This window comes from Pseudoalteromonas sp. AS71 (genome assembly GCF_038900275.1).
GTDB lineage: Bacteria > Pseudomonadota > Gammaproteobacteria > Enterobacterales > Alteromonadaceae > Pseudoalteromonas.
This window is the reverse complement of the sequence record NZ_JBBMQZ010000018.1, coordinates 22,895-47,794: the sequence shown is the minus strand read 5'-3', so window position 1 is coordinate 47,794 and position 24,900 is coordinate 22,895. Positions and strand designations below refer to the sequence as shown.

The window sequence follows — 24,900 nt, the reverse complement described above, 5'->3', positions numbered from 1 at the left end:
TATGTGGTATTTCGCTTGGATTTTAGGTGTACTTTTGGCCTGTACCTTAGGTGTAATAAATGTAATGTGGTACGAATTTCATCAAAATAAAAACAGCATTGCTGATGATGAACAAGCCATGCACGATTTATTAAACGATGCTAACAACACAAAAGATGACGACTAACCCCCGACCAGATCGCGCGCAGCAGCAATCACTGCGCGCTTTTTTAAAGCGTCAAAGTAAACCCGCTGCAGTGTGGTTAAAGTTAAGCATTGCACTGGGTACTTTTAACGCATTACTAATGATTGCGGGTGCTTATTTACTTGCGCAAACTATTCACAATGTAATGTTTGAAGGTAATAATTTAGCCCAAGTTACTCACTTACTATGGCCCTTAGCAGGCATTATTTTATTGCGCGCGGTGTTTTTAGCATTAAGCGAACGCTTGAGTGCATATGCTGCACTTAAAATAAAATCGGCTATGCGCCAAACACTTCTAAATAAGCTCAGCTTACTTGGGCCAAGCTATATAGAACAACACGGCCAAGGCGCTACATTAAATACCCTGCATAATGGCGTAGAAGCACTCCACGACTATTATGCTAAATATCTACCCGGTGCTGCTTACAGCGCGCTTATTCCGCTGGCAATATTGGTTGTTATTTTTCCGACAGATTATAAAGCTGGGCTGATATTTTTATTAACCGCCCCGCTCATTCCTTTTTTCATGATTTTGGTAGGCTCAAAAGCCGAAGCTTTAAACCAAAAACGCTGGAAGCAACTTGCCGTGCTAGGCAATTACTTTTTTGACCGCGTACAAGGTTTAACTCAACTCAAGCTATTTAATGCAACACGTACCGAGCTGAAACAAATAGCTAAAATTTCAGATGATTTTAGACACGCTACACTCGATGTTTTAAAAATCGCGTTTTTATCATCATTTGCACTTGAGTTTTTAGCTACCATTAGTGTTGCACTCGTTGCCGTAATTATTGGTTTTAGACTGTTTTTTGGTACTCTTGATTTTGCCACTGGCTTTGTAGTGCTACTTTTAGCGCCTGAATTTTATTTACCACTGCGCCAACTGGGTAGCCATTACCATGCACGCTTACAAGGCATTAGTGCAGCGGCCGATATGGTTGCGATTTTAAATGCACCATTGCCAAGTGACGAAAATGCGTCAGGGACTACAAGTACGCTTGAAAACAATTTAACTTTAAATGCAATTAACTCCATAAGTATTACCGACCTTAGTTTTATATACCCAGATAGTAACGAAGGCATTAAAAATATAAATTTAACACTGCCAAATAAAGGCTTAATTGCAGTTGTGGGCAGTAGTGGATCAGGTAAAAGTACGTTGTTTGATTGCCTATTAGGGTTTCATCCTGAGGTGATAAACCACCTATCTATTAATGAGCAGAGTTTAAGTACAACCGATATTACTTACCTGCAAAATAACATTGCATGGATACCACAAAAAGCGACGCTGTTTTACGACACCATTGCTGCCAACATTAAATTGGCCAAACCAACTGCCACACAGCAAGAGCTTGAACATGCAGCAAAGCAAGCTGGTGTGCTTGAATTTATAAATACCCTACCCGATGGTTTTAACACCCAGATAGGTGAGCAAGGAGAGGGGCTTTCTGGCGGACAAAAGCAACGCATCGCACTGGCTCGCGCATTTATAAAGCAAGCACCAGTCTTAGTGCTTGATGAGCCTACAGCGCACCTTGATAGCCAAACAGAGCAGCTTATTCAAGATGCTATTAATGAATACGCTAAAAACAACTTAGTATTAGTCATTGCTCATCGATTAAATACCGTTAAACACGCTAGTAATATAATTGTTATGCACGATGGAAAAATAGCTGAGCAAGGTCACTTTGAGAAACTTGCAGCGCAAAATGGTGTATTTGCTAACTTATTAAAAACGGCTAAGCAAGGGGTGGCGCATGCATAACTTTATTCGCTTATTAAAGCTTTGCGCTCCTCATTACAAAGCAATGCTACTAGGCACATTTTTAGCGACGATTACGGTATTAGCTAATGTGGGTTTATTGGCTATATCTGGCTGGTTTTTAGCATCAATGGCGGCTGCAGGTATTGCGGGCGTGCAAATGAACTACTTTACTCCAGCAGGTACGATTCGGTTTTTAGCAATCGTACGAACTGCATCGCGCTATGGAGAACGTTTGGTCACTCATAACGCCACGTTTTTATTACTAAGTGAAATACGTACCAATGTATTTGCAACGTTAAGTAAGCTTAACAACGTTGATTTAGCAATGAGCCGCAGCGCCGATTTAGTTAACCGATTACAAAACGATGTAGACGCACTCGACAAGTTTTATTTAAACGTTTTACTGCCTATGCTGGTCGCTCTTTTGAGTGTACCAATCATCATGTTGTTTATGTCGGCCTATAATGGCAACGTCGCCCTTATTTGCTTTACTGGCATTATACTTATTGGTGTGGTTATACCAGCCCTACTCAGCGCAAAGCTCACTAAAAACAGCCATAAAGAAACACAACTTAGTGCACAACTTCGCTCTGAGCTTTCAGATACACTCACAGGACTTAGAGAGCTTAGTATTTATCAAGCCCGTTCGCAGCAGCTTAATAAGTGCGATGAATTAAGCGAGCAGTATAATCAGCAATTATTTATTCGCCACAAAGCACTGGCAAACTCAGATGGGATGAGCTTGTTGGTTGTTCAATTAGCCATGCTTGCTAGCATAGCAACCATTGTCCCGCTGGTTTACGCCAACAGTATGGTAAATGTAGAACTTGCTATGTTAAGCCTATTTGTACTGGCAAGTTTTGAAAGCGTATTGCTACTACCTAACGCGTTTATAGAGCTTCCTAGTGTACTAAAAGCAGCAGAGCGATTATTTTCGCTTGAAGATAAAGCAGCTAACTCACAAGTTAAAGATACACATGTAGACGTTGATGAAAAATTTAGTGCGCAAAATAACACATTGGCACTTAACAATATCAGCTATCAATATGGTGAACAAATAGCACTAACTGATGTTAGCTTTGAGTTGATACCCCAGCAAAAAGTAGCGATTGTCGGTAGAAGCGGCAGCGGTAAAACCACGCTTGTAAATTTACTTACTGGTTTATGGCCTTTGCAACAAGGGAACATCACTCTAAATAATCAAAATAGTGTTGTTAATTTATATTCATTAAATAGCGATATACGCGCAAACGTTATAAATATACTCGCTCAGCAGCATCATATTTTTGATGGCACACTGAGTGAAAATTTGCGTTATGCCGCACCGAGTGCCACTAAAGAGCAATTGATTGAAGCGCTAACGTTAGCGCAATTAAGCCCATGGTTTAATGAACTAAAAGAAGGCTTGAAAACACGATTAGGCACTGGCGGACGTAACGTATCGCAAGGCCAATCTAGGCGTATAGCCATTGCGCAAGCATTACTTAAAAACCCTGCTATTTTAGTCCTTGATGAACCAACAGAAGGTCTCGATAATCAATCTAAGCAAGGGGTAATGCAAGCAATCATGCATGTTATGAATAACGCGAGTGTGCTCACAATTACGCACGATCCCGCTCTACTTGCTCAAATGGATAATGTTGTATGGTTAGAAGACGGTAAAGTAGTGGCTCAAGGCTCTCACAAAGAGCTCAGTAGCGCTTATCCAGATTATGTGGCACTAACTACCCGGTTTTAATACCTTTACTGATACATCAATAACGCCGACTTTAGGGTCGGCTATTTTTTTAAACATGCTTTTTGATAAATCAATAATACGACCTCGCACATACGGGCCTCTGTCATTTATTCTTACTGTGACTGATTTATTATTAGCTAGGTTGGTAACAATTACTTTAGTACCAAAATCGAATTCTAAATGGGCAGCCGTTGCAGCTTGTTGGCTAAAGCGCTCTCCGTTGGCAGTTGTCCTCCCGTGGTATTTATCTGCATAAAAAGATGCTTTGCCAACTTGTGTGATTTCCCCAGTAGATGATTTAACAATAGGCTGGCTACTACAAGCGGCTAAAGCTGAAGTAATAAAAAGAGTGACAACTAACTTAGGTAAACGCATAGGATGACTTTTATTATACAAATTAGATGCATACTAACTTGAGTTCGCTGAGTATTAACTGAATTGGGTCTAAACCATGGGCAATAAAAAACCACCTTCGATTTATCATCTAGGGTGGCTTTTTAAATACTTAAAGCAAACTCGCGAATTATCTTACGATGCCGCGCTCTGAGTTTTTAACAAAGTCGACCATCAATTTCACAGCAGGATACTTTGCGGCATCCTCACTAAGCGACTCAATAGCTTCTTCTGCACCTAAGCTTTTACGATAAAATGCTTTGTATGCTCGGCGTACAGCCATAATTTCATCACTTTCGAAACCACGACGCTTCATGCCTTCTTTATTGATAGCTGCAGGACCTGCAGGCATACCAATGGTAGTAACAAATGGTGGTACATCTTTGTTAACACCAGAATACATACCAATAAAGGCATGTGCACCAATTTTACAAAACTGATGAACACCCGAATTACCACCAAGGATAACCCAGTCACCAACATGTACATGGCCGGCTACACTTGCATTGTTAGCAAAAATTACGTTATCGCCAATTACCGCGTCATGTGCAACGTGGGTATAAGCCATAAACAAATTATTACTACCAATTTTAGTAACGCCTTGGTCTTGAATCGTTCCACGGTGAATTGTGGCACATTCACGGATAACGTTGTTATCACCCATGATCAATGTAGTTGGCTCGTTATTGTATTTTTTGTCTTGGCAGGCTTCGCCTACAGACGCAAATTGAAAAATATGATTGCCAGAGCCAATAGTTGACGGCCCTTTAACAACAACGTGAGACTCAATAATACAGTTATCACCGATAACAACATCATTGCCAATATAACTATACGGACCAACTGAGACATTGTTGCCTAGTTTAGCGCCAGGTTCGATTATTGCTGTAGAATGGATCACTATTAAAACTCTCTTCTAGCACACATAATTTCGGCACTACATACTACTTTGCCGTCGACTTTTGCTTCTGCAGAAAACTTCCAAATGTTGCGACGTTCTTTTAAAAACTCAACATGAAGATGCATTGTATCGCCTGGTATTACAGGTTGCTTAAAGCGCGCATTATCAACAGCTGCAAACAAATAAAGCTCATTTTCGCTGCGATTTTCAACCGTTTTAAAACCCAATAAACCCGTTGCTTGTGCCATCGCTTCTAAAATTAACACACCCGGAAAGATGGGCTGGTTTGGAAAGTGCCCAGTGAAAATAGGTTCGTTTATAGAAACATTTTTAATAGCATGTAAAGATTTACCTGGAGTAAAATCGATAACACGATCAATTAGTAGCATCGGGTAACGATGCGGTAATAAAGCTAAAATTTCTTGAATATCAAGGCTATTTAATTCGTTTGCCAAAATAGCATCCTTATTAGTGTTCAATATTATGACTTAGCCAATGCTTCAAGCGCTTTAAGACGAGACTTCATATCTGAAAGGTTACGCAAGTGAGCAATAGTTTTACGCCATTCTTTGTTTGTTGTATGGGGCATACCAGATGAGTAAATACCTGGTTCGGTGATTGATTTTGTCACCATACTCATGCCGGTAATTATAACACCATCACATACAGACATGTGACCATTAATTGCAACCATGCCACCAATTTGACAGTTCTTGCCAATGGTAACGCTTCCTGCAAGAACAGTGCAGCCCGCAATTGCGGTGCCTGAATTAACTTCAACGTTGTGCGCTATTTGACACTGATTATCGATAATAACATTGCTGTGAATGATGGTATTGTCCAGTGCACCACGATCAATTGTCGTACTAGCACCGATTTCAACTTTGTTGCCTATGATCACTGAACCAAGCTGAGGTATTTTAACCCACTGCCCGCGCTCATTTGCATAGCCAAATCCATCACTACCTACAACACTATTTGCTTGAAACAAACAATCTGAACCAATTTCAACATCGTGATAAATAGTCACACTAGGCCAAAGCTTAGTGCCTGAACCTATTTTAACACGTTCCCCGATAAAACTGTTCGGACCAATTTGCGCGTTGTCACCTATCACTGCATCAGCTTCAATGACTGCGTTAGCACCAATAGCGGCGCTATCACTAACAATCGCTGTTGAATGAACAGTTGCACTTGGATGAATACCCGTCGAGGCTGAGCGTGGTGTAGTATCCATAAATTGCGCTAATTTTGCGTAACTTACATACGGATTAGCAACAATAACTTTGCTACCACTAAAGTACTCTGCATCAGCTTGGCTTACTATTACAGCGCTGGCTTGAGTAGTCTCAAGTTGCGAGCGATATTTTGAGTTCGCTAAAAATGCAATATGCCCAGAATGGGCATTTGCAAGTGTCGCTATTTTTTTTATTTCTAAAGCGCCATCACCCTGAAGTTCGGCGCCTAGAAGTTCCGCAATTTGCGAAAGCGTATAATTTTGCATAGAGTGATTATTTCTTACTAACAGCGGCTACAACTTTAGATGAAAGATCAGTCACTTCTTTAGGGTTAAAGTAAATAGTAGTGTCTTTTACTTTAACTTCGTCGAAGTCGCCGTCTTTAGCAATCTCTTCAATTGTTTTGATGATTACACCTTGAACTTTTGCAAGCTCTTGGTTTTGACGCGCTTTGATTTCTTGCTCTAAAGGGCGACCCTGTTCAGCAAGATTTTTTTGCATGCCTTGAATTTTTTCACGTAACGTATCTTTTTGAGCTTGGCTCATAGTGGTACTTTCACGTTTAAATTTTTCAGCTTCAAAACGAATATCGCCTTGTAACTTTTCAAGCTCTTGACGACGTTCAGCAAACTCAGTTTGTAAAGACTGTTCAATTTTAGCCATTTGAGGAATTTGCTTGTAGATTTCCTGCATATCAACAATACCTACTTTGTGTGCAAATGCATTCACAGAAGTACCCATCATTAAAGTTGCTAAAACTGCTACAGCTGTTGATTTAAATAATTTTTTCACAAAAAACTCCTTTAGAAAGTGTTACTAATGTTAAAGCTGATGGTTTTCGTATCGTCATCTTCTTCTTTTTGCAATGGATACGCAAAACTGATCAGCATTGGACCCATTGGAGAGATCCATTGTAATGAAAGACCGGTTGAAACCCTAAAGCGCATTGGGTCTGAATAGTCATCTAACTTAGCACGTTCATCAACGCCTAAGTTTTGATAGCGGTCTACGTTAAACTCAGTATCCCATACGTTTGCAGCATCAACAAAGAAGCTAGTACGTACAGAGCTGGTATTTTCTTCATCTAAGAATGGCGTAGGAACAATTAGCTCCATACCTGCCACTGCTTTAGCATTACCACCAATACGGCCTTGTGGCACTAGAATATCAAATTCTGATGCGCCACCAATGCTACCGGTTGTAGTACCGTCTGCACCTGGCGTACCCGGAATAGACTGCGGTATACGTGATACAGCACGTGGTAATATTGTATTACGGTCAAAGCCACGAAGTTCCATTTCAGTTATACGGAAGTACTCTTGGAATGGAAGTGTTTGCTCATACCCATTTGTAGAACCATAACCATTACCATAACCAAGTGCTGCACGCGTTGAGAATACCCAACGGTGATCATTTGATATAGGCCAGTAAAAACGCGAATCGTAATTCAGTTTAAAGTACTGAAGATCTGAGTTAGGCGTTGTTGCTGTTAAGTTTAGAGTTTGACGCGAACCCGCTGTTGGGAATAAACCACGGTTAACGGTAATACGCGACCAACCAACACTCAGCTCATACTTAGTAAAGTCAAAGCCTGCATCTGGGTTATCTGGATCTAAGAATGTTTCACGAAGTACACGCGTTTGCTCGTACTCTGCAATATCCGAAAGCTCTTCTTTAATCCAACGAGCGCCAAAGTTAACACGATTTACAGCATCAATTGGAAAACCAATATTTGTGCCTAAACCATAACTTTTCGATTTATATTCAACAAGACTAAATTTACTTGCATCGTAGTTTCTGTAAAAGATACTACTGCCTTGCGATACACCATCTGGCGTAAAGTACGGGTCTGTGTACGATAAGCTTAAGCTTTCAGAACCTGTAGACGTATTAAGGTTTAAACCAATTTGGTTACCTGTGCCTAAAAAGTTAGATTCTGTTACACCAATATTAAACTGCAGACCTAAGTAAGAGCCATAAGCAAGACCAGCATTAAAGCTACCTGCTGATTGCTCTTTTACAGTAAAGTCTACGTCAACTTGGTCATCCACACCCGGTACAGGCACTACGTTAAAATCAACAGTTTCCATGTAAGGTAAACGTTGAATTTGCAGTTTTGAACGCTCAAGGTTTTGATTAGATAACCATGCGCCTTCAAGTTGTGTCATTTCACGACGAAGTACTTCATCAGCCGTATTTTGGTTACCGCCAACAATAATACGACGAACGTATACACGCTTACCTGGATTAACCGATAGTGTTAATTGCACTTCTTGGTTTTCGTCGTCAATTTCTGGAATTGTACGAACTTCAGCATTAGCATAACCAAAACGTGCTAAGTAGCTTTTAATAAACTCTTCAGATGAAGTAACTACAGAGCCGTTATAAAGCTCACCCGCTCTAAGGGGGATAACACTTTTAATTAAGTCTTCACGGCCAAGCAAGTCACCAATAAAGTCAAAACCTTTAACTTTATATTTTACGCCCTCAGTTAAGTTAGCTGTAACGTAAACTGATTCACGTTCAGGACTCACTGAAACTTGCGTTGAGTCGATATTAAAACGTAGGTAACCACGGTCTAAATAATAACTACGAATTTTTTCTAAATCGCCTTCAATGGTTTGCTTTTGGTAGCGGTCGCTACCCATAAACTGCCACCAAGGTAAATCTTGTTGCGATTCAGCAAGCTTAAGAAGCTCTTCATTAGAAAAAAGTTCATTACCCACTAAGTTAATTTGGCGGATAGAAGCAGCATCACCTTCATCAAACTCTAACTTAAGTTTAACGCGGTTACGTGGCAGCTTAGTAATACTGATGTCTACTTTAGCGTTGTATTTACCAATACTGTGGAAAAACTCAACTAAGCCTTTTTCGATACTATCGATAACGGTTTTATCAAGTGGTTCACCTTGGCGAATATCTTGCTGATCAAGAGACTCATTAAGCTGCTCGTCTTTAATGTCTTTATTGCCTTCAAACTCAATAAAGCTGATGGTAGGACGTTCCGTTACTTTAAAAATAACGTTGTTGCCATCACGAAGTGCTTTTATGTTATCAAAGTGCCCTGAACGATAAAGTGACTTTATTGTTTTTGAAATCGTATAGTCATCAACATTATCGCCTACGTTAATAGGAATATGTGTTAGCGCTGCACCAAGTGCTACGCGCTGCAAACCTTCAACTTTTAGGTCTTCAACAATAAAGGAGTTTTGGCCTAGGGCTGCAAAACTTGCACCCAATAAACTTGTTATTGCCAAATGTTTTTTTATAGCCATTTTATTATCTTTATCCTTTACAACTGTATTACCGCATAACACCTTACTAGTGGTGCTTTACAATCGTGTTCTAATTAGTAATTTGCCACGCTGTAACTACAAACGCGATACATCATTGAACAAAGCGAAACATGTTAGAAAAATGAGCAACAAGGCACCCACTTTAAAACCAAACTCTTGTGTCTTTTCAGAGACCGGCTTTTTACGAAAAAGTTCAATTATGTAATACATTAAGTGTCCACCATCAAGCACTGGTAAGGGTAATAAATTAAATACACCCAAGTTAACGCTTATTAAAGCTAGAAAGCTTAAAAAGGCCACTAACCCATAGCTTACGCTAGTTCCAGCGCCGACTGCAATGCCCACAGGACCACTTAAATTTTTAACCGAAACCTGGCCTGTAATTAAATTACCAATCATGTCAAAACTGAGAGTAATTAAGCGCCACGTTTCTTTTGTGCCTCGCACGATACTATCGAGCGGGCCGTAATGTCTAGTCTCTACATAACCATCAGGCCATTGCTGAACAACAGGAGCAACACCTAAAAAGCCTTGCTCAATACCGTTATTATCTATGCGCCCTTTAGGGGTAACTGTAATGGCTTGTATAGTATCTTGTCTTTTTACACTAAATTGTAAAGATTTGTTAGCTGATTGCGTAATAAGATTAACTAATTGCTGCCAATTGCTTATTGTTTCACCGTTTACAGCTAAAATTGTGTCGTTAACTTGTAAATTAGCGTGTTCTGCGGCTGAGTCTTTAGTTACGGCGGCTATTGTTAAAGTTGCCTGAGGTCTAAATGGCACAATACCCAACGAACTTAGTGGTGGTACGTCTCGCTGATCAAGCTTCCACCCCTCTAAATTAAGCGTTTTAACACGTGGTTGCAGGTTTTTATCACGAACAATAACTTCAACGCTTTCTTCGCCTAAGTTAGACATAAGCGCAAACGTGGCATCTTGCCATGTCGTTATGTCATCATCACCAATTTTTATAATATGTTGAGAAGGCATAATGCCTGCCTGCTCTGCACGACTGCCTTCGGTTATGCTGCCAACAACGGGCTTTACCGACTGCACACCTACCATATACATCACCGCAAGAGCAAAAATGGCAAACAAAAAGTTAGCCATTGGTCCCGCAGCAACAATAGCAATACGGGCTTGTACAGATTTAGCGTTAAACGACAAGTGGCGTTGATTTGCTGGTACGTCATCAACTCGCTCATCAAGCATTTTTACATATCCGCCTAATGGTATAGCGGCAATCACGTATTCGGTATTATATTTGTCATGCCATTTTAACAGTGGCTTACCAAAACCAATTGAAAAACGCAGCACTTTAACGCCCATTTTTCGTGCAACCCAAAAATGGCCATATTCATGTATGGCCACTAAAATACCAAGCGCTAAAATAAACGAGCCAAGATTCCAAAAAAAATCAAACATATTAATGCGCCACTTTTGTTATAAATTCTGAAGCGCTAATACGCGCTAATTTATCACACTCTAAAATTTCATCTAGGCTTTGCACATTGGTGTAAGTTGCAGCTTCTAGCGTCTGTGCATTTATTTTGTATATATCGGTAAAACCAATTTTACCGCTTAAGAACGCGCCCACAGCTATTTCATTTGCTGCGTTAACCGTTGTTGTTGCGCCCTGCCCTGCACTACACGCATCAATCGCTAATTGTAAATTTGGGTAACGAGAAAAATCAGGTTTAGTAAACGAAAAATCACAAATATCAGAGAAGTTTAACGGTTTAACACCCGCACTAATTCGCTCAGGATATGCAAGTGCATGGGCAATTGGCGTGCGCATATCGGGGTTACCCATTTGCGCTAAAATAGAACCATCGTGGTACTGCACCATTGAATGAATAATACTTTGCGGATGAATAACCACATCAATATCACTCGCATCACAATTAAATAACCACTTAGCTTCAATAAACTCTAAGCCTTTATTCATCATAGTTGCGGAATCTACTGATATTTTTTGACCCATCGACCAATTAGGGTGCGCTACCGCTTCACTTACAGTTACATCTTTCAATGTGTTTATATCGCGCGTTAAAAATGGCCCACCAGAGCCGGTAAGCAAAATTTTACTTACGCCATGTTGCTGTAGTTTTTGATCGCCTTTGGCATTTTGTAACGAAGAAGGTAGGCATTGAAAAATTGCATTATGTTCGCTGTCTATTGGCAGCAAAGTGGCTTTATGTTGTTTAACTTTGTCAATAAACAACTGACCTGACATAACTAAAGATTCTTTATTAGCAAGCAGTACTTTTTTACCTGCTTCAACAGCACTTAATGTCGGCAGTAAACCCGCTGCACCTACAATTGCCGACATTACAATGTCAACATCAGGATGAGCGCATAAGTCACTCATTGCTTGCTCACCGTGCATAACAAGAGTTTGGCACTGGGTGTTAGCGAAATAAGCAGATAACTGCTCTGCGGCCTGCTGGTTAGCCATAATTGCATAAAGCGGCTCATGTTCAATACACAACTCCGCCATTTTTTTTGCATTTTGTCCTGCAGCCAAAACAAAAACATCAAATAACTCTTTATTGCGCGATACAACATCAAGTGTACTTAAACCAATTGAGCCTGTTGCGCCTAAAATAACCAGCAATTGCTTTTGGCTCATAAACTAAGAGTCCACGCATAGCACATAACAAACATTGGAGCAGCAGCCGTTAAGCTGTCAATTCTATCTAAAATACCGCCGTGCCCTGGTAAACATCGACCGCTATCTTTTAAACCAGCTTCACGTTTAAACATGCTTTCCAGTAAATCACCTACCGCAGAAAACAACGCAATAAATGCTGTCATTATCGCGTACACAGGCCATACAACTAAATCAACATCGGTAAAGTGACAAAATGCTAATACAAAAATAATAGAAGCAACTACACCGCCTGCTAACCCTTCAATTGTTTTATTAGGGCTTACTTTAGGCATTAATTTATGTTTACCAAAACTCTTGCCTGTAAAGTAAGCACCCACATCTGCGCTCCATACAATACCAAGTACGACTAAAATTAGTACTGAACCAAAATGAGTTGATTCAACGTACTGCGCACTGCGTAATGTATTTAGTGCAAGCCATAACGGTACAAGCGTTAATAAACCTGCAATGCCGCGCATAACTAAGCCTTCATTCCACGCCTTAGCCATTTCTGGGTAGCGCCAAATTAAATAGCTAGCAACAATCCACCAAGCAAACGAAAGCGTAAATAAATAATTTGCATCACCTACTAGCTTGCCATTTTCCCATAATGATTCAATAGGCCAATGTAAATTAAGCAGGCCAAGTAAGGCTGCAATCAACACAACAAAGGCGCCACGTTTGAGCTTGTTACATAAGCCCATAAATGCAGACCATTCCCATGCGCCTAATAATACAATTGCACCAGCAAAGTAACTAAATAACGTAAGCGGTGTATAAAAAACCAAAGCCAATGCTGATGGTGCAAGCACAAGTGAGGTTAAAATTCGTTGTTTTAACAAAATGTGACCCTTATTCTATTTAGGTTTGAGCGAGTAATTGTTTTATTTGTTCGCCCGTACAACCAAAACGTCGCTCTCTGGCAACGTAACACGCAATGGCCTCAGCAAATGCTGCTTCATTAAAATCAGGCCAAAGTGTCTCGGTAAAGTAAAGTTCTGCATAAGCAACTTGCCATAGTAAAAAATTACTAATACGAACATCGCCACCAGTGCGAATAAGCAAATCAGGTTCTGCCTGATCTGCCATGCTCATATGCTGTGCTAAGCGCTCTTCTGTAATATCTTCTGCGTTGAGTGTGCCCTGCGCAACTTGCAAAGCAAGTTGTTTAGCCGCATTGGCAACATCCCAACGACCACCATAATTGGCTGCAACATTTAAACACAGCCCGGTGTTATTTTCAGTCAGCTTATGCGCAGCGTCTACCTTGCTACGTAATCCTTCAGAAAATCGTGATAAGTCTCCAATAATGGTCAGTTTTACATTGTTTTTATGAAGCTTTTTAACTTCCTTTGTTAAAACAAATAAGAAAAGCTCCATTAAAGTGTTTACTTCGTCTTCAGGGCGGCGCCAGTTTTCACTACTAAAAGCAAATAAGGTTAACGATTGTATCCCTAATTTAGTACAAAACTGAACAGATTGACGAACTGCGTCTACGCCTTTTTTATGCCCATACACACGAGGTCTATTTCTAGCTTGCGCCCAACGTCCGTTCCCATCCATGATGATAGCAACATGTTTGGGTAAACATTGCTGTGAAATTGTGTCAGCATCTAGAACCATAAATATCGAGTATTCCATAAAAAAACGCCGCCTAGTATACCCTAGACGGCGTTTCAAAACTAATAATTTTAGTTGCTTAGATTTCCATCAATTCTGTTTCTTTAGCTGCTAATAAAGTATCCATTTCTTTAATAAACTTATCAGTAAGCTTTTGAATCGCATCATCTGATTGACGCGCTTCATCTTCAGATATGTCTTTATCTTTTAATAAACCCTTTACATCGCCATTAGCATCACGACGAATGTTACGAATAGCAACACGACCGCCTTCAACTTCAGCACGTACAATTTTGATTAGGTCTTTACGACGCTCTTCTGTAAGTGGAGGAAGTGGTACACGAATAACAGTACCTGCCGACATAGGGTTTAAACCTAAATCAGACGCCATAATTGCTTTTTCAACAGCTTGCGCTAAAGACTTATCAAATACACCAATAGCCAGTGTACGAGAATCTTCAATTGTTACATTAGCAACTTGGTTTAAAGGCGTTGGTGCTCCGTAGTACGACACCATAATGCCATCTAAAATTGCAGGATGTGCACGGCCAGTACGAATTTTAGATAATTGGCTACCTAGTGCTGTTACACTTTTTTGCATGCGCGCTTGCGCGTCTTTTTGAATATCGTTAATCACGGTGTAATCCTAATTATTTGATTATTTCATCTGAGGCTTGTGAAGAAATAAGTGTTCCTTCTTCTTCACCCATAATTACGCGTTTTAGCGCGCCTGATTTATTCATGTTAAATACGCTCAATGGCATATTGTGATCGCGGGCTAAAGTAAATGCCGCTAAATCCATAACTTTTAATTCTTTTTCAATGATTTCATTGTAGCTTAAATGGCTGTAAAGCGTTGCTTCTGGGTTCTTAACAGGGTCATCACTGTATACGCCATCAACTTTAGTCGCTTTAATTACTGTATCTGCTTCAATTTCGATACCGCGTAAACATGCTGCAGAATCGGTAGTAAAAAATGGATTACCTGTACCCGCTGCAAAAATAACAACGCGGCCAGTTTTCAATAAACTAATTGCTTCAGCCCAGTTATAAGCGTCACATACACCATTAAGCGGAATAGCCGACATCAAACGACAATTTACAAATGCACGGTGTAGCGCATCACGCATTGCAAGGCCGTTCATAACCGTTGCAAGCATGCCCATGTGATCGCCCACTACGCGATTCATACCTGCTTCTGCAAGTGACCCACCGCGTAAAAAGTTGCCTCCACCAATAACTAAACCCACTTCTACGTCGAGCTCAACTAGCTCTTTAATTTCTTGTGCCATACGGTCTAAAACTTTAGGGTCGATGCCGAAGCCTTCGTCTCCCATTAAAGCTTCACCACTTAATTTGAGAAGAACACGTCTAAAAATAGGTTTGCGATTGATAGTCATAGTATTGGGGCCAACTTTTATTGAATTATGGATAAAAAATAACCGCGCTTATGTTAAACATAAAAGCGCGGTTATTTTAAAGAATTTCTAGCTGCGAAGCAAAACCAAATAGTACTTTAATTGCATCTAATTTCCTTTTGCTTCACAAATAGTAATCTTACTTAGCTTTAGCAGCAGCGATTTGAGCAGCAACTTCAGCAGCAAAATCTTCTTCTTTCTTCTCGATACCTTCACCAACTTCTACACGTACGAAGCTAGTAACTGTTGCGTTTTTCTCTTTAAGAATATCGCCAACAGATTTTTTAGGCTCCATGATGAAAGCTTGACCAGTAAGAGAAACCTCACCAGTGAATTTTTTCATACGGCCAACAACCATCTTCTCAGCGATTTCAGCAGGCTTGCCTTCATTCATCGCGATTTCGATTTGTACTTGCTTTTCTTTTTCAACAACGTCAGCAGGTACATCTGAAGGTGTTAGGTATTCAGGGCTAGATGCAGCAACGTGCATAGCAACGTGCTTAAGTGTTTCTTCATCAGCAACACCTGCAACAACAACACCGATACGATCGCCATGACGGTACTCAACTAGGTTTTCACCAGTTACGTACTGTAAACGACGTACATTGATGTTTTCGCCAATTTTAGTAACTAGCTCAACACGGTCTTCTTCAAACTTAGCTTGTAAGTCTTCGATAGAGATAGTGTCAGCAATTGCAGCGTCAGCAACTTTATTAGCAAATGCTAAGAAGCTTACGTCTTTTGCAACGAAATCTGTTTGACAGTTAACTTCTACTAGCACTGCAACACCAGCGTTTTGCTTGATGATGATAGTACCTTCAGCAGCAATGTTACCTGCTTTTTTAGCAGCTTTAGCAGCGCCACTTTTACGCATGTTTTCAATCGCTAACTCGATGTCGCCATCAGTCTCAGTTAACGCTTTTTTACAATCCATCATGCCAGCGCCTGTGCGCTCGCGTAATTCTTTAACTAGGGCAGTAGTTACAGCCATTAGTAAATCCTCAAATCTGAAATCAGGTTAGATAAGCGGGTTACCCGCTCGACAAGAATAGCAAGTCTTCACCTTAAAAAGATGAAGACTTGATGACAGCTAATTACTCAGCTTCAACGAAATCGTCTTTCTCAGCTTGAGCAACGATGTTATTCTCGCGACCTTCAGTAATAGCAGCTGCAACAGCGCTAGTGTAAAGGCTTACAGCACGGATAGCATCATCATTACCTGGAACGATGTAATCAACACCGTCTGGGTTAGAGTTAGTATCAACGATTGCAACAACAGGAATACCTAGGTTGTTTGCTTCACGGATAGCAATGTGCTCGTGGTCAGCATCGATAACGAAAAGCGCGTCTGGAAGACCGCCCATGTTTTTGATACCACCAAGGCTCTTTTCAAGCTTTTCCATTTCGCGGTTAAGCATTAACGTTTCTTTCTTAGTTAACTTCTCGAAAGTTCCGTCTTGGCTTTGTGCTTCAAGGTCTTTAAGACGCTTGATTGATTGACGTACAGTTTTCCAGTTAGTCAACATACCACCTAACCAACGGTGATTTACGAAGAACTGGTCGCTTTCTAAAGCAGCTGATTTAACTGCGTCGCTTGCTGCGCGCTTAGTACCAACGAAAAGAACTTTACCTTTGTTTGCTGCAGCACTTGATAAAAACTTAAGTGCATCGTTGAACATTGGTACAGTTTGCTCAAGGTTGATGATATGTACACGGTTACGTGTGCCGAAGATGAAAGGCTTCATCTTAGGGTTCCAGTAACGTGCTTGGTGACCAAAGTGAACACCAGCTTGAAGCATATCGCGCATTGAAACGTTTGCCATTTTATAGATCCTCTATAGTTGTTTAGGGTTAGGCCTCCACATATCCCATAGCACCAACACCGAAGTAATTAAACTTCAAATGCACCCAAGTGTATGTGACGATACGTGTGTGTGTTAAAATAAAATTGTGTTTGCCTTAAATACAAAAAATCATTTAAGAATTTATTTGTAAAAAGACGGCGCGCTTTATACCATATTAAAATTAAATACTCAACGTCGCGTGCAAAATTTGTTCGGCGATAAATGTTAAAAACTCAACTTTGGAGCCTCAATGAGCGCTATTATCAAGACCCCTGAAGAAATAGAGAAAATGCGCGTAGCTGGGCGCTTAGCGGCCGATGTACTTGAAATGATCGGCCCTCATGTAGTGCCAGGTGTTACCACCGATGAGCTAAATACACTTTGTCATGATTATATTGTTAATGTGCAACAAGCAATCCCTGCTCCGTTAAATTATCATGGCTTTCCAAAATCAGTTTGTACGTCAGTTAATCATGTTATTTGTCACGGAATTCCAAATGACAAAGCATTAAAAGAAGGTGACAGCGTTAATATTGACGTAACGGTCATTAAAGATGGTTACCACGGCGATACATCTAAAATGTTCCACGTTGGTACACCAAATATTCAAGCTAAACGTCTTGCAGAAGTAACACAAGAAAGCCTATACCTTGCTATTAAAATGGTAAAACCAGGTGTGCGTTTAGGTGATATTGGTGAAGCAATTCAAAAATATGCAGAGAGCTTTAATTACTCAATTGTACGTGAGTATTGCGGCCACGGTATTGGCGCAGGATTTCATGAAGAACCACAAATAATGCATTACGGTAAAGCCGGTACCGGCGAAGCCTTAAAAGCAGGTATGTGTTTAACTATTGAACCTATGGTTAATGCGGGTAAACGCCAATGTAAGCTTCTTAAAGATGAGTGGACAGTAGTTACACGCGACCGTAGTTTGTCTGCACAGTGGGAACACACATTATTAGTGACTGAAAATGGTGTTGAAATTTTAACGCTACGATCAGATGATACAATCGACAGGATCATAGAACACTAATAATAAATAAGAAATTAGGAGCCAGCCCACGTGGCATTACCCAACAAAGTAAAAAAGTTGCTTAGCGATGCTGAGCAACTTAGTGATTATCGCGATTGTTCTAGCTATTTTTATAAATGGTTACATAACGAATTTTCTAAACAACCGGTTGGGAATTTAATTAATGCCCGGGCTGAGTTTATTGACCGCCTACTCATTAAGCTTTTTCATGTTTACGACTTAGCACGCGAACCTGATTTAGCATTAATAGCTGTGGGCGGGTACGGACGTGGCGAGCTACACCCCTACTCCGACATCGACTTTTTATTGCTTGTAACTAAACCGCCAAGCGAAGAAATATGCGAAAAAATAGGCCAGTTTGTTACCATGCTATGGGATCTCAACTTAGAGATTGGTCACAGCGTGCGTACGATAGAACAAGCCATTGAGCAAAAACGTGAAGACGTTACCTTTGCCACCAGCTTGCTCGAAAGTCGCCTTATTTTTGGTAACCACATTGAGTTTGAAAAACTCAAAATGCACATTCTTGAAACGCCAGTATGGCGCTCTGGTGAATTTTTTACTGCCAAAGTTCAAGAACAAAATTTACGCCACAGAAAGTGCCACGGCACCGCGTATAATCTTGAGCCAAACATTAAAGAAAACCCAGGTGGTCTGCGCGACTTACAAACCATTATTTGGGTGGCAAAAAAGCACTTTAGAACCGAAACCCTGCAAGAGTTAATAAGCCATGGATACTTAACTCATGAAGAGTTTCAAGAGCTTTCTGAGTGCCTAGAAAACCTATGGAACATTCGCTTTGCACTGCATTTAGCTGCAGGTCGAGCGGAAAACCGCTTATTGTTTGATCATCAACCGCTAGCCGCCGAAATTTTAGGTTTTGGTAGCGACGGCAAAGCTTCTGTTGAGCGTATGATGAAACGCTTGTTTAGAATAATGAGCCGCGTGCGCGAACTTAACCAAATGCTACTTTCATACTTTGAACAAAGTATAATGCCCGAAAGTAGTGCTGTGGTAGCAATAGAACTCGACAGAAACTTTGAGCAAGTAGGTCATCAAATACGCGTAAAAGATCCGTCGGTATTTTTTAGACGCGACCAACTCTTTGTATTGTTTGAGCACATAGCCGATAACCCAGCAATAACGCATATTTACCCAAGTACTATTCGTACAATTCGCCAAGTGCGCCGTCGTTTATTGGGTGACTTACAAGATTATGCAGCCTGTCGTGAAGCCTTTTTACGCCTTGTTAAACACCCTAACGGCATGGGCCGCGCATTTACGTTAATGCACAAGCACGGCATGCTTGCCGCCTACTTACCGCAGTGGCGTAATATATTTGGGCAAATGCAGTTTGATTTGTTTCACGCTTACACCGTAGATGAGCACACCCACAAATTAATCAAAAATATTTACGAATATTTTGATAAAACAGGCATTAGTGAGTTTCCTATTTGTAGTGAAATAGTCACTCGAATGGACAAACCAGAGCTACTTTATTTAGCCGGTATATTTCACGACATTGCTAAAGGCCGAGGTGGTGACCACTCAGAACTTGGCGCTGTTGACGCAATAGCATTTGCTAAATTACATGGTTTTTCATCGGTGGATGCAAAACTCGTTGCATGGCTTGTAAGTAACCATTTACTTATGTCGGTTACCGCACAGCGTAAAGATATTAATGATCCTGCTGTAATAAAAGACTTCGCTACACGCGTTAAAACAGAGCGCCAACTCGACTACTTATATTGTTTAACCGTTGCCGACATACGTGCGACCAACGACAACTTATGGAACGATTGGAAAAACACCCTACTGCGTGAGCTATACTTACACACGCAGCGCGCTTTGCGCCTAGGGCTCGAAAACCCAATGGATCAACGCGACCAAATTCGCGATAAAAAGCACCAAGCTAAACAACGCTTAATAAATCTGGGTTATGCCGAAGAAAAAATTGATTTAATTTGGAGCCGCTTTAAAGCTAACTACTTTACCGCCTTTAGTGAACAGCAAATATCATGGCAAAGTGAGCATTTATTAAGTAGCACAGATTTAAGCCAACCAAGTGTTATTGTCTCTAACAAAGCTATGCATGGTGGCACACAAGTATTTGTATACAGCCCCTACTCTGGCCCACTGTTTGCCCGATTAGTAAGTGTAATTGGCTCTAAAAAAGCACAAATACAACATGCGCAAGTACTAACCACTAAAGACGGTTACGTCTTGTTTAGCTTTGTAATACTTGAAGTAAGTGGTGACCCTATTGCAAGTGGTCGAGCGCAATCAATTAAACGCGGGCTTGAGCAAGCACTGAGCGATCCGCGTAAAAAGATTCGCTTTAAAAAGAGCCGCTCTCAACGTTTTAAAGATTTCAATATTAAACCTAAAATTGTGTTGCGCCCACATGCACGCAAAGACCGCAGCTTAATAGAAATTCAAGCCGTCGATATACAAGGTTTACTAACCAAAATAGCCGAAGTTTTCCAAGCGCATTTACTACACATTCACGCTGCCCGTATTACAACGGTAGGTGAACGTGCCGAGGATTTCTTTGTTGTATCAAATAACGAATACCAAGCGCTGACTGATGAAGAGCAAGCAAAAATTCATCAGGCATTACGTAAAAAATTCAACGCCGAAACAGAATAGAGGACACACATGTCAGATTTAAAAACGATGATCGAAAACGCATGGGATAACCGCGATAGCATTAGCCCAAGCACAGTATCAAGCGACGTAAAACAAGCTATTATCGACGCACTTGATTTACTTGATAGCGGCGCAGCACGCGTTGCTGAAAAAATATCAGGTGAATGGGTTGTACACCAGTGGCTTAAAAAAGCAGTGTTACTGTCGTTTCGTATTCGCGACAACCAACCAATGAACGACGGCGTAAACCAGTTTTACGACAAAGTACCGCTTAAATTTAGCGACTACACGCCAGAGCAATTTCAACAAGGCGGTATGCGCGTAGTACCAAATGCGGTAGCACGTAAAGGCAGCTTTGTAGGTAAAAACGTTGTACTTATGCCATCGTATGTAAATATTGGCGCATACGTTGACGACGGCACCATGGTTGATACATGGGCGACTGTAGGCTCGTGTGCACAAATTGGTAAGAACGTACATTTATCAGGTGGCGTAGGCATAGGCGGTGTTTTAGAGCCTCTACAAGCTAACCCAACCATCATTGAAGACAACTGCTTTATTGGCGCACGTTCGGAAATTGTTGAAGGCGTAATTGTTGAAGAAGGCGCGGTAATTTCAATGGGCGTTTACATCAGCCAAAGCACCCGTATTTATGACCGCGAAACTGGTGAAATTCACTACGGCCGCGTACCAGCAGGCGCAGTAGTTGTACCAGGTGCACTACCGTCAAAAGATGGCACTCACAGCCTTTATGCTGCAATCATCGTGAAAAAAGTAGATAAGCAAACACGTGAAAAAGTAGGTATAAACGCCCTACTACGCTCAATTGATGAGTAATAGTCGATTGGGTTGAGTGAAACGAAACCCAACGATACGTTGAAGTTAAGTGTTTTAGCTAAACTTTAATTGTATATAGAAAGCTCTAAGCCCTTTGGGTTTAGAGCTTTTTAAATTCTTCTAAATGAAGTTTGAGTCCTGGACACCTCTACATTAAAATTCAATGAACTCAAAAAAGACTTTAAGCCTTTAACAGCTAACTCATTATTTTCTGATGGTCCTATTATAATTTCATCAATTGAATTTTTAGGAAAAGGTATCGCTCTATATGGGGCTATAATGCCAGACTTTAGGGTTCTGTAGCATAAAGGAAAAAACTCTTTCACTCCATTTTCAAGCTCTATAAAATCAATATTAGAGGAGTCTATAAAATCAAAATAACCCTTTTCAGTATTTTCATTTAATGAGACTAAACCAGGGTAAAAAAGAGTAAAACGATACTCTTCTTCATATTCGAACGCTTGATCTTTTATGCTAGCAATCTTAAAAATCGCTTCATTAAAAATTTCAATTGCAGCAATAGCACATTTTTCATTTAGGTCATTTCCATTTAAATTTGGATCTAACACATAACTTAAAACCTCAGGCAGATAGTGTTCTTCAATTAAAGAATGAAGCATTTCCTCAGTTGATTGGTAATCAACATCATCATAGCCACTCAAAAGTTTTCTTTGCCTAAAGTACTCATCATCAAATAGCTTTTCTTTATTAAACTTTATGCAATATGAAGTTTGCTCTGACCCGTAAGTTAGCCAGTGGTTTAGGCTATCACGCTTAGTTGTAAATGAAGTGGTATAAATTTCATCAATGGTATTATTATCAATTATATTCCATAGAAAATTTAAAAAATGATTTGCGAGATGCACGTCCTTACTTCGCATTTCTTTTTGGGTAACATCTAAAGGTATATTTTTGTGTTTGGCATAAATTTCTTCGAGTTTGATTTGTGAAAACTCAGACAAACTCCCTCTGAGTGATTTTATTCTATCAATACCTTGCTTTATTTCTCTAAAATCATTTAGATACTCTGCGTTAGTAGCCCATAAACTTTTGCTCTCTAAAATTCCCTTTAAACCATCTGCAGAAGTGTAATGATAAACATATTCCATATTTAAAATCCCAAGTAATGTTAATCTTTAGTTTAACCTTGATAAGTGGCAACAATAAAATTTGATAATCTTAAACAAGAGACTGAATTAGCCAACACACCCAAGATATAATAAGGTAGTAAAGCATAATTGAAAGTTAGCAATTAATATTAAGGATTAATATGACAAAAACTGCTTTACGCTCAACTATTTTGCTACCGGTATTTTTACCTGCAGTGGTTATTATTCTGCTCTTGGTAATTGGTACAATTAGCAACCCTGAACTCGCAGGGCAAGTATTCAGCGTTACCCTCAAGTGGATAACAGAAACCTTTGGTTGGTTTTATATGTTATCAGTCGCTATTTTCTTAGTTTTCATTGTTTGTGTAGCAGCCTCCAGCTGGGGAAATATCAAGCTGGGCCCTGATCATGCGCAGCCGCAATACAGTTTCGCTGAATGGTTTGCTATGCTATTTTCGGCCGGTTACGGAGTCGCATTACTTTATTTTGGTGTAGCAGAGCCCGTGCTCCATTATGCATCTCCGCCCGCAGGCGCAGCAGAAACCGTCGACGCTGCCAAGCAAGCTATGCAAATTGCATTTTTTCATTGGGGTTTTCACATATGGGCAATCTATGGGATTGTCGGTTTAGTCCTTGCGTATTTTGCATTTCGTCATGGCCTCCCACTGTCGATTCGCTCAGCGTTGTATCCACTTATTGGTGATAAAATATATGGTCCTATTGGTCACACTGTTGATGTGTTTGCCATATTAGGCACGTTATTTGGCATTGCCACAACGTTAGGACTTTCCGTTACCCAAATTAATGCTGGGCTGCATTATTTGTGGCCAAGTATCCCTATTAATACCACAGTACAAATTACTGCTATTGCCATTATTACCGCAGCAGCTACTCTCTCAGTAGTGGCTGGGATGGATAAAGGTGTAAAGCGCTTATCTATTGTAAACATGACTCTTGCAGTGTCGTTAATGGCCTTTGTATTTTTTATTGGCCCTACTATTCATATTCTTGAATCGTTTTTACAAAATACCGGCAGCTACCTTAGCGGTATTGTTGAGCGTACTTTTAATTTACAGGCGTACAGCCGTAGTGATTGGATTGGTAACTGGACCCTATTTATATTTGGCTGGACTATTGCTTGGGCACCCTTTGTTGGCATGTTTATCGCTAAAATTAGCCGCGGCAGAACCATCAGGCAATTTGTTGTTGGCGTGATGCTAGTCCCGACTATTTTTACCTTTTTATGGTTTTCTGTGTTTGGTGATACCGCGTTAAATCTAATAATGAATGAAGGGTTCAATACTTTAATTACTGATGTTCAAGCAAACCAAGCTGTTGCATTGTTTCAGTTATTTGAGGTGTTACCGTTATCATTTATTATTTCGCTACTTACCGTTATTCTAATCATTACCTTTTTTGTTACTTCGTCTGACTCAGGATCATTAGTTATTGATTCTCTCGCCTCTGGAGGTAATATTAATACACCCGCATGGCAACGCGTGTTTTGGGCTGTGCTAGAGGGCGCGGTGGCTGCTGTTTTATTAGTGGCAGGTGGGTTAAGTGCGCTACAAACTATGACTATAGCCAGTGCCTTACCCTTTGCGATTATTATGCTTATTGCAACCGCTGGGCTTTGGCGAGCACTCACCATTGAAGGCCATCGCGATACTAGTTTACAAGCACATGCGCTTAATGGCCGTAATATTAACTTATCTCATTGGAAGCGCCGTTTAGCCGCCATGGTTAATTACCCCAATAAAGAAAAAGTACACACCTTCATTAGTAGTGTAGTAGTACAAGCAATGCAAGCCGTTCAGGCTGAATTAAAAGCGCGACAATGGCATGCAGAGGTTGATTTTGATACCGACTTAGGCCGTGCTCATTTAACTGTGCTACGCCATGAGCATGTTGATTTTGTGTATGACATTCGTCTAACCGAACACCCTATGCCAAGCTTTGCCTATTCTGAGCTGAAACCTGAGATTGATAACATCGAAATGTATTACAAGGCTGATGTTTTCTTACGCCGTGGTGGGCAATCTTACGATGTGTATGGTTACAGTGAAGATGATATTGTGAAGGATATTCTTGATCAATTTGAGAATTACTTACACTTTTTAGGTAACAGCCCAGGTGAACTACCTTGGGATATGGCCGAACACGATGACATGTTAAATAGCGATAAACCTTAAATAAGCATCGTATTTAATACACAA

The 24,900-nt window shown here is 40.4% G+C and carries 22 protein-coding genes; 7 read left to right on the top strand and 15 right to left on the bottom strand.

Features of this window, described 5'->3' with window-relative positions:
- The first annotated feature begins 1 nt into the window (after position 1).
- Genes cydX through cydC form a run of 3 tightly spaced genes read left to right on the top strand, consistent with a single transcriptional unit; the run spans position 2 to position 3,687 of the window.
- On the top strand, positions 2-166 hold the full coding sequence (gene cydX / locus WNY98_RS14205) for a cytochrome bd-I oxidase subunit CydX (RefSeq protein WP_002958303.1): 165 nt from the start codon (positions 2-4) through the stop codon (positions 164-166).
- Positions 156-1,949, top strand: coding sequence for a thiol reductant ABC exporter subunit CydD (cydD, locus tag WNY98_RS14200; protein WP_342878200.1), 1,794 nt, complete (start codon positions 156-158; stop codon positions 1,947-1,949). Before cydX ends, cydD begins: the two co-directional genes overlap by 11 nt.
- Complete coding sequence (gene cydC, locus WNY98_RS14195; protein WP_342878199.1) at positions 1,942-3,687, top strand: thiol reductant ABC exporter subunit CydC; 1,746 nt, start codon at positions 1,942-1,944, stop codon at positions 3,685-3,687. Before cydD ends, cydC begins: the two co-directional genes overlap by 8 nt.
- Here cydC and WNY98_RS14190 read toward each other — a convergent pair.
- The 14 genes from WNY98_RS14190 to rpsB form a co-directional block, all read right to left on the bottom strand.
- A complete protein-coding gene (locus tag WNY98_RS14190) occupies positions 3,670-4,062 on the bottom strand; it encodes a septal ring lytic transglycosylase RlpA family protein (protein WP_182780454.1) in 393 nt (130 codons plus the stop codon). The two genes, cydC and WNY98_RS14190, sit on opposite strands and share 18 nt — an antisense overlap.
- A 148-nt stretch (positions 4,063-4,210) precedes the next feature.
- Complete coding sequence (gene lpxA / locus WNY98_RS14185; protein ID WP_007580998.1) at positions 4,211-4,981, bottom strand: acyl-ACP--UDP-N-acetylglucosamine O-acyltransferase; 771 nt, start codon at positions 4,979-4,981, stop codon at positions 4,211-4,213.
- 2 nt (positions 4,982-4,983) lie between these two features.
- Positions 4,984-5,436 (bottom strand): 3-hydroxyacyl-ACP dehydratase FabZ, encoded by a 453-nt coding sequence (gene fabZ, locus WNY98_RS14180; RefSeq protein ID WP_024599065.1) that lies wholly within the window; start codon positions 5,434-5,436, stop codon positions 4,984-4,986.
- A 26-nt stretch (positions 5,437-5,462) separates the two neighbouring features.
- Positions 5,463-6,485, bottom strand: a complete 1,023-nt coding sequence (gene lpxD, locus WNY98_RS14175; protein WP_076924455.1) for a UDP-3-O-(3-hydroxymyristoyl)glucosamine N-acyltransferase — start codon at positions 6,483-6,485, stop codon at positions 5,463-5,465.
- Between the two features lie 7 nt (positions 6,486-6,492).
- The gene (locus tag WNY98_RS14170) at positions 6,493-7,011 is read right to left on the bottom strand and encodes an OmpH family outer membrane protein (protein WP_007580993.1); all 519 of its coding nucleotides are present in this window, start codon (positions 7,009-7,011) and stop codon (positions 6,493-6,495) included.
- 11 nt (positions 7,012-7,022) lie between these two features.
- Entirely contained in the window at positions 7,023-9,494 is a 2,472-nt protein-coding gene (gene bamA / locus WNY98_RS14165; RefSeq protein ID WP_024599063.1) for an outer membrane protein assembly factor BamA, read from the bottom strand.
- A 96-nt stretch (positions 9,495-9,590) separates the two neighbouring features.
- Complete coding sequence (rseP, locus tag WNY98_RS14160) at positions 9,591-10,943, bottom strand: sigma E protease regulator RseP (RefSeq protein ID WP_024599062.1); 1,353 nt, start codon at positions 10,941-10,943, stop codon at positions 9,591-9,593.
- Between the two features lies 1 nt (position 10,944).
- On the bottom strand, positions 10,945-12,150 hold the full coding sequence (gene ispC, locus WNY98_RS14155; protein ID WP_342878198.1) for a 1-deoxy-D-xylulose-5-phosphate reductoisomerase: 1,206 nt from the start codon (positions 12,148-12,150) through the stop codon (positions 10,945-10,947).
- Positions 12,147-13,013, bottom strand: a complete 867-nt coding sequence (locus tag WNY98_RS14150) for a phosphatidate cytidylyltransferase (RefSeq protein WP_024599060.1) — start codon at positions 13,011-13,013, stop codon at positions 12,147-12,149. Before WNY98_RS14150 ends, ispC begins: the two co-directional genes overlap by 4 nt.
- Before the next feature lie 19 nt (positions 13,014-13,032).
- Positions 13,033-13,812, bottom strand: a complete 780-nt coding sequence (locus WNY98_RS14145) for an isoprenyl transferase (protein ID WP_024599059.1) — start codon at positions 13,810-13,812, stop codon at positions 13,033-13,035.
- A 58-nt stretch (positions 13,813-13,870) separates the two neighbouring features.
- Positions 13,871-14,428, bottom strand: coding sequence for a ribosome recycling factor (gene frr, locus WNY98_RS14140; protein WP_024599058.1), 558 nt, complete (start codon positions 14,426-14,428; stop codon positions 13,871-13,873).
- Positions 14,429-14,441: 13 nt separating this feature from the next.
- Positions 14,442-15,191, bottom strand: coding sequence for a UMP kinase (gene pyrH, locus WNY98_RS14135; protein WP_024596498.1), 750 nt, complete (start codon positions 15,189-15,191; stop codon positions 14,442-14,444).
- Between the two features lie 157 nt (positions 15,192-15,348).
- The gene (gene tsf / locus WNY98_RS14130; RefSeq protein WP_008168613.1) at positions 15,349-16,200 is read right to left on the bottom strand and encodes a translation elongation factor Ts; all 852 of its coding nucleotides are present in this window, start codon (positions 16,198-16,200) and stop codon (positions 15,349-15,351) included.
- A 103-nt stretch (positions 16,201-16,303) separates the two neighbouring features.
- A complete protein-coding gene (rpsB, locus tag WNY98_RS14125; RefSeq protein WP_024599057.1) occupies positions 16,304-17,032 on the bottom strand; it encodes a 30S ribosomal protein S2 in 729 nt (242 codons plus the stop codon).
- Positions 17,033-17,303: 271 nt separating this feature from the next.
- On the opposite strand from rpsB, the gene map reads away from it, so the two are divergent.
- From map to dapD, 3 genes are read left to right on the top strand one after another with little or no spacing between them, the layout of a single operon-like run.
- Positions 17,304-18,089: a type I methionyl aminopeptidase gene (gene map / locus WNY98_RS14120; protein ID WP_024599056.1), complete on the top strand. Its 786-nt coding sequence runs from the start codon at positions 17,304-17,306 to the stop codon at positions 18,087-18,089.
- Positions 18,090-18,119: 30 nt separating this feature from the next.
- A complete protein-coding gene (gene glnD, locus WNY98_RS14115) occupies positions 18,120-20,738 on the top strand; it encodes a [protein-PII] uridylyltransferase (RefSeq protein ID WP_076924458.1) in 2,619 nt (872 codons plus the stop codon).
- A 9-nt stretch (positions 20,739-20,747) separates the two neighbouring features.
- Complete coding sequence (gene dapD, locus WNY98_RS14110) at positions 20,748-21,575, top strand: 2,3,4,5-tetrahydropyridine-2,6-dicarboxylate N-succinyltransferase (RefSeq protein WP_002958324.1); 828 nt, start codon at positions 20,748-20,750, stop codon at positions 21,573-21,575.
- A 110-nt stretch (positions 21,576-21,685) separates the two neighbouring features.
- On the opposite strand, the gene WNY98_RS14105 is transcribed toward dapD, so the two are convergent.
- Positions 21,686-22,684 carry a DUF2971 domain-containing protein gene (locus WNY98_RS14105; RefSeq protein WP_342878197.1) on the bottom strand — a complete coding sequence of 333 codons (999 nt, stop codon included), beginning with the start codon at positions 22,682-22,684 and terminating at the stop codon, positions 21,686-21,688.
- 161 nt (positions 22,685-22,845) lie between these two features.
- Here WNY98_RS14105 and WNY98_RS14100 point away from each other — a divergent pair, with 161 nt between their 5' ends.
- Positions 22,846-24,876 carry a BCCT family transporter gene (locus WNY98_RS14100; RefSeq protein WP_024606267.1) on the top strand — a complete coding sequence of 677 codons (2,031 nt, stop codon included), beginning with the start codon at positions 22,846-22,848 and terminating at the stop codon, positions 24,874-24,876.
- The last annotated feature ends 24 nt before the right edge of the window (positions 24,877-24,900 follow it).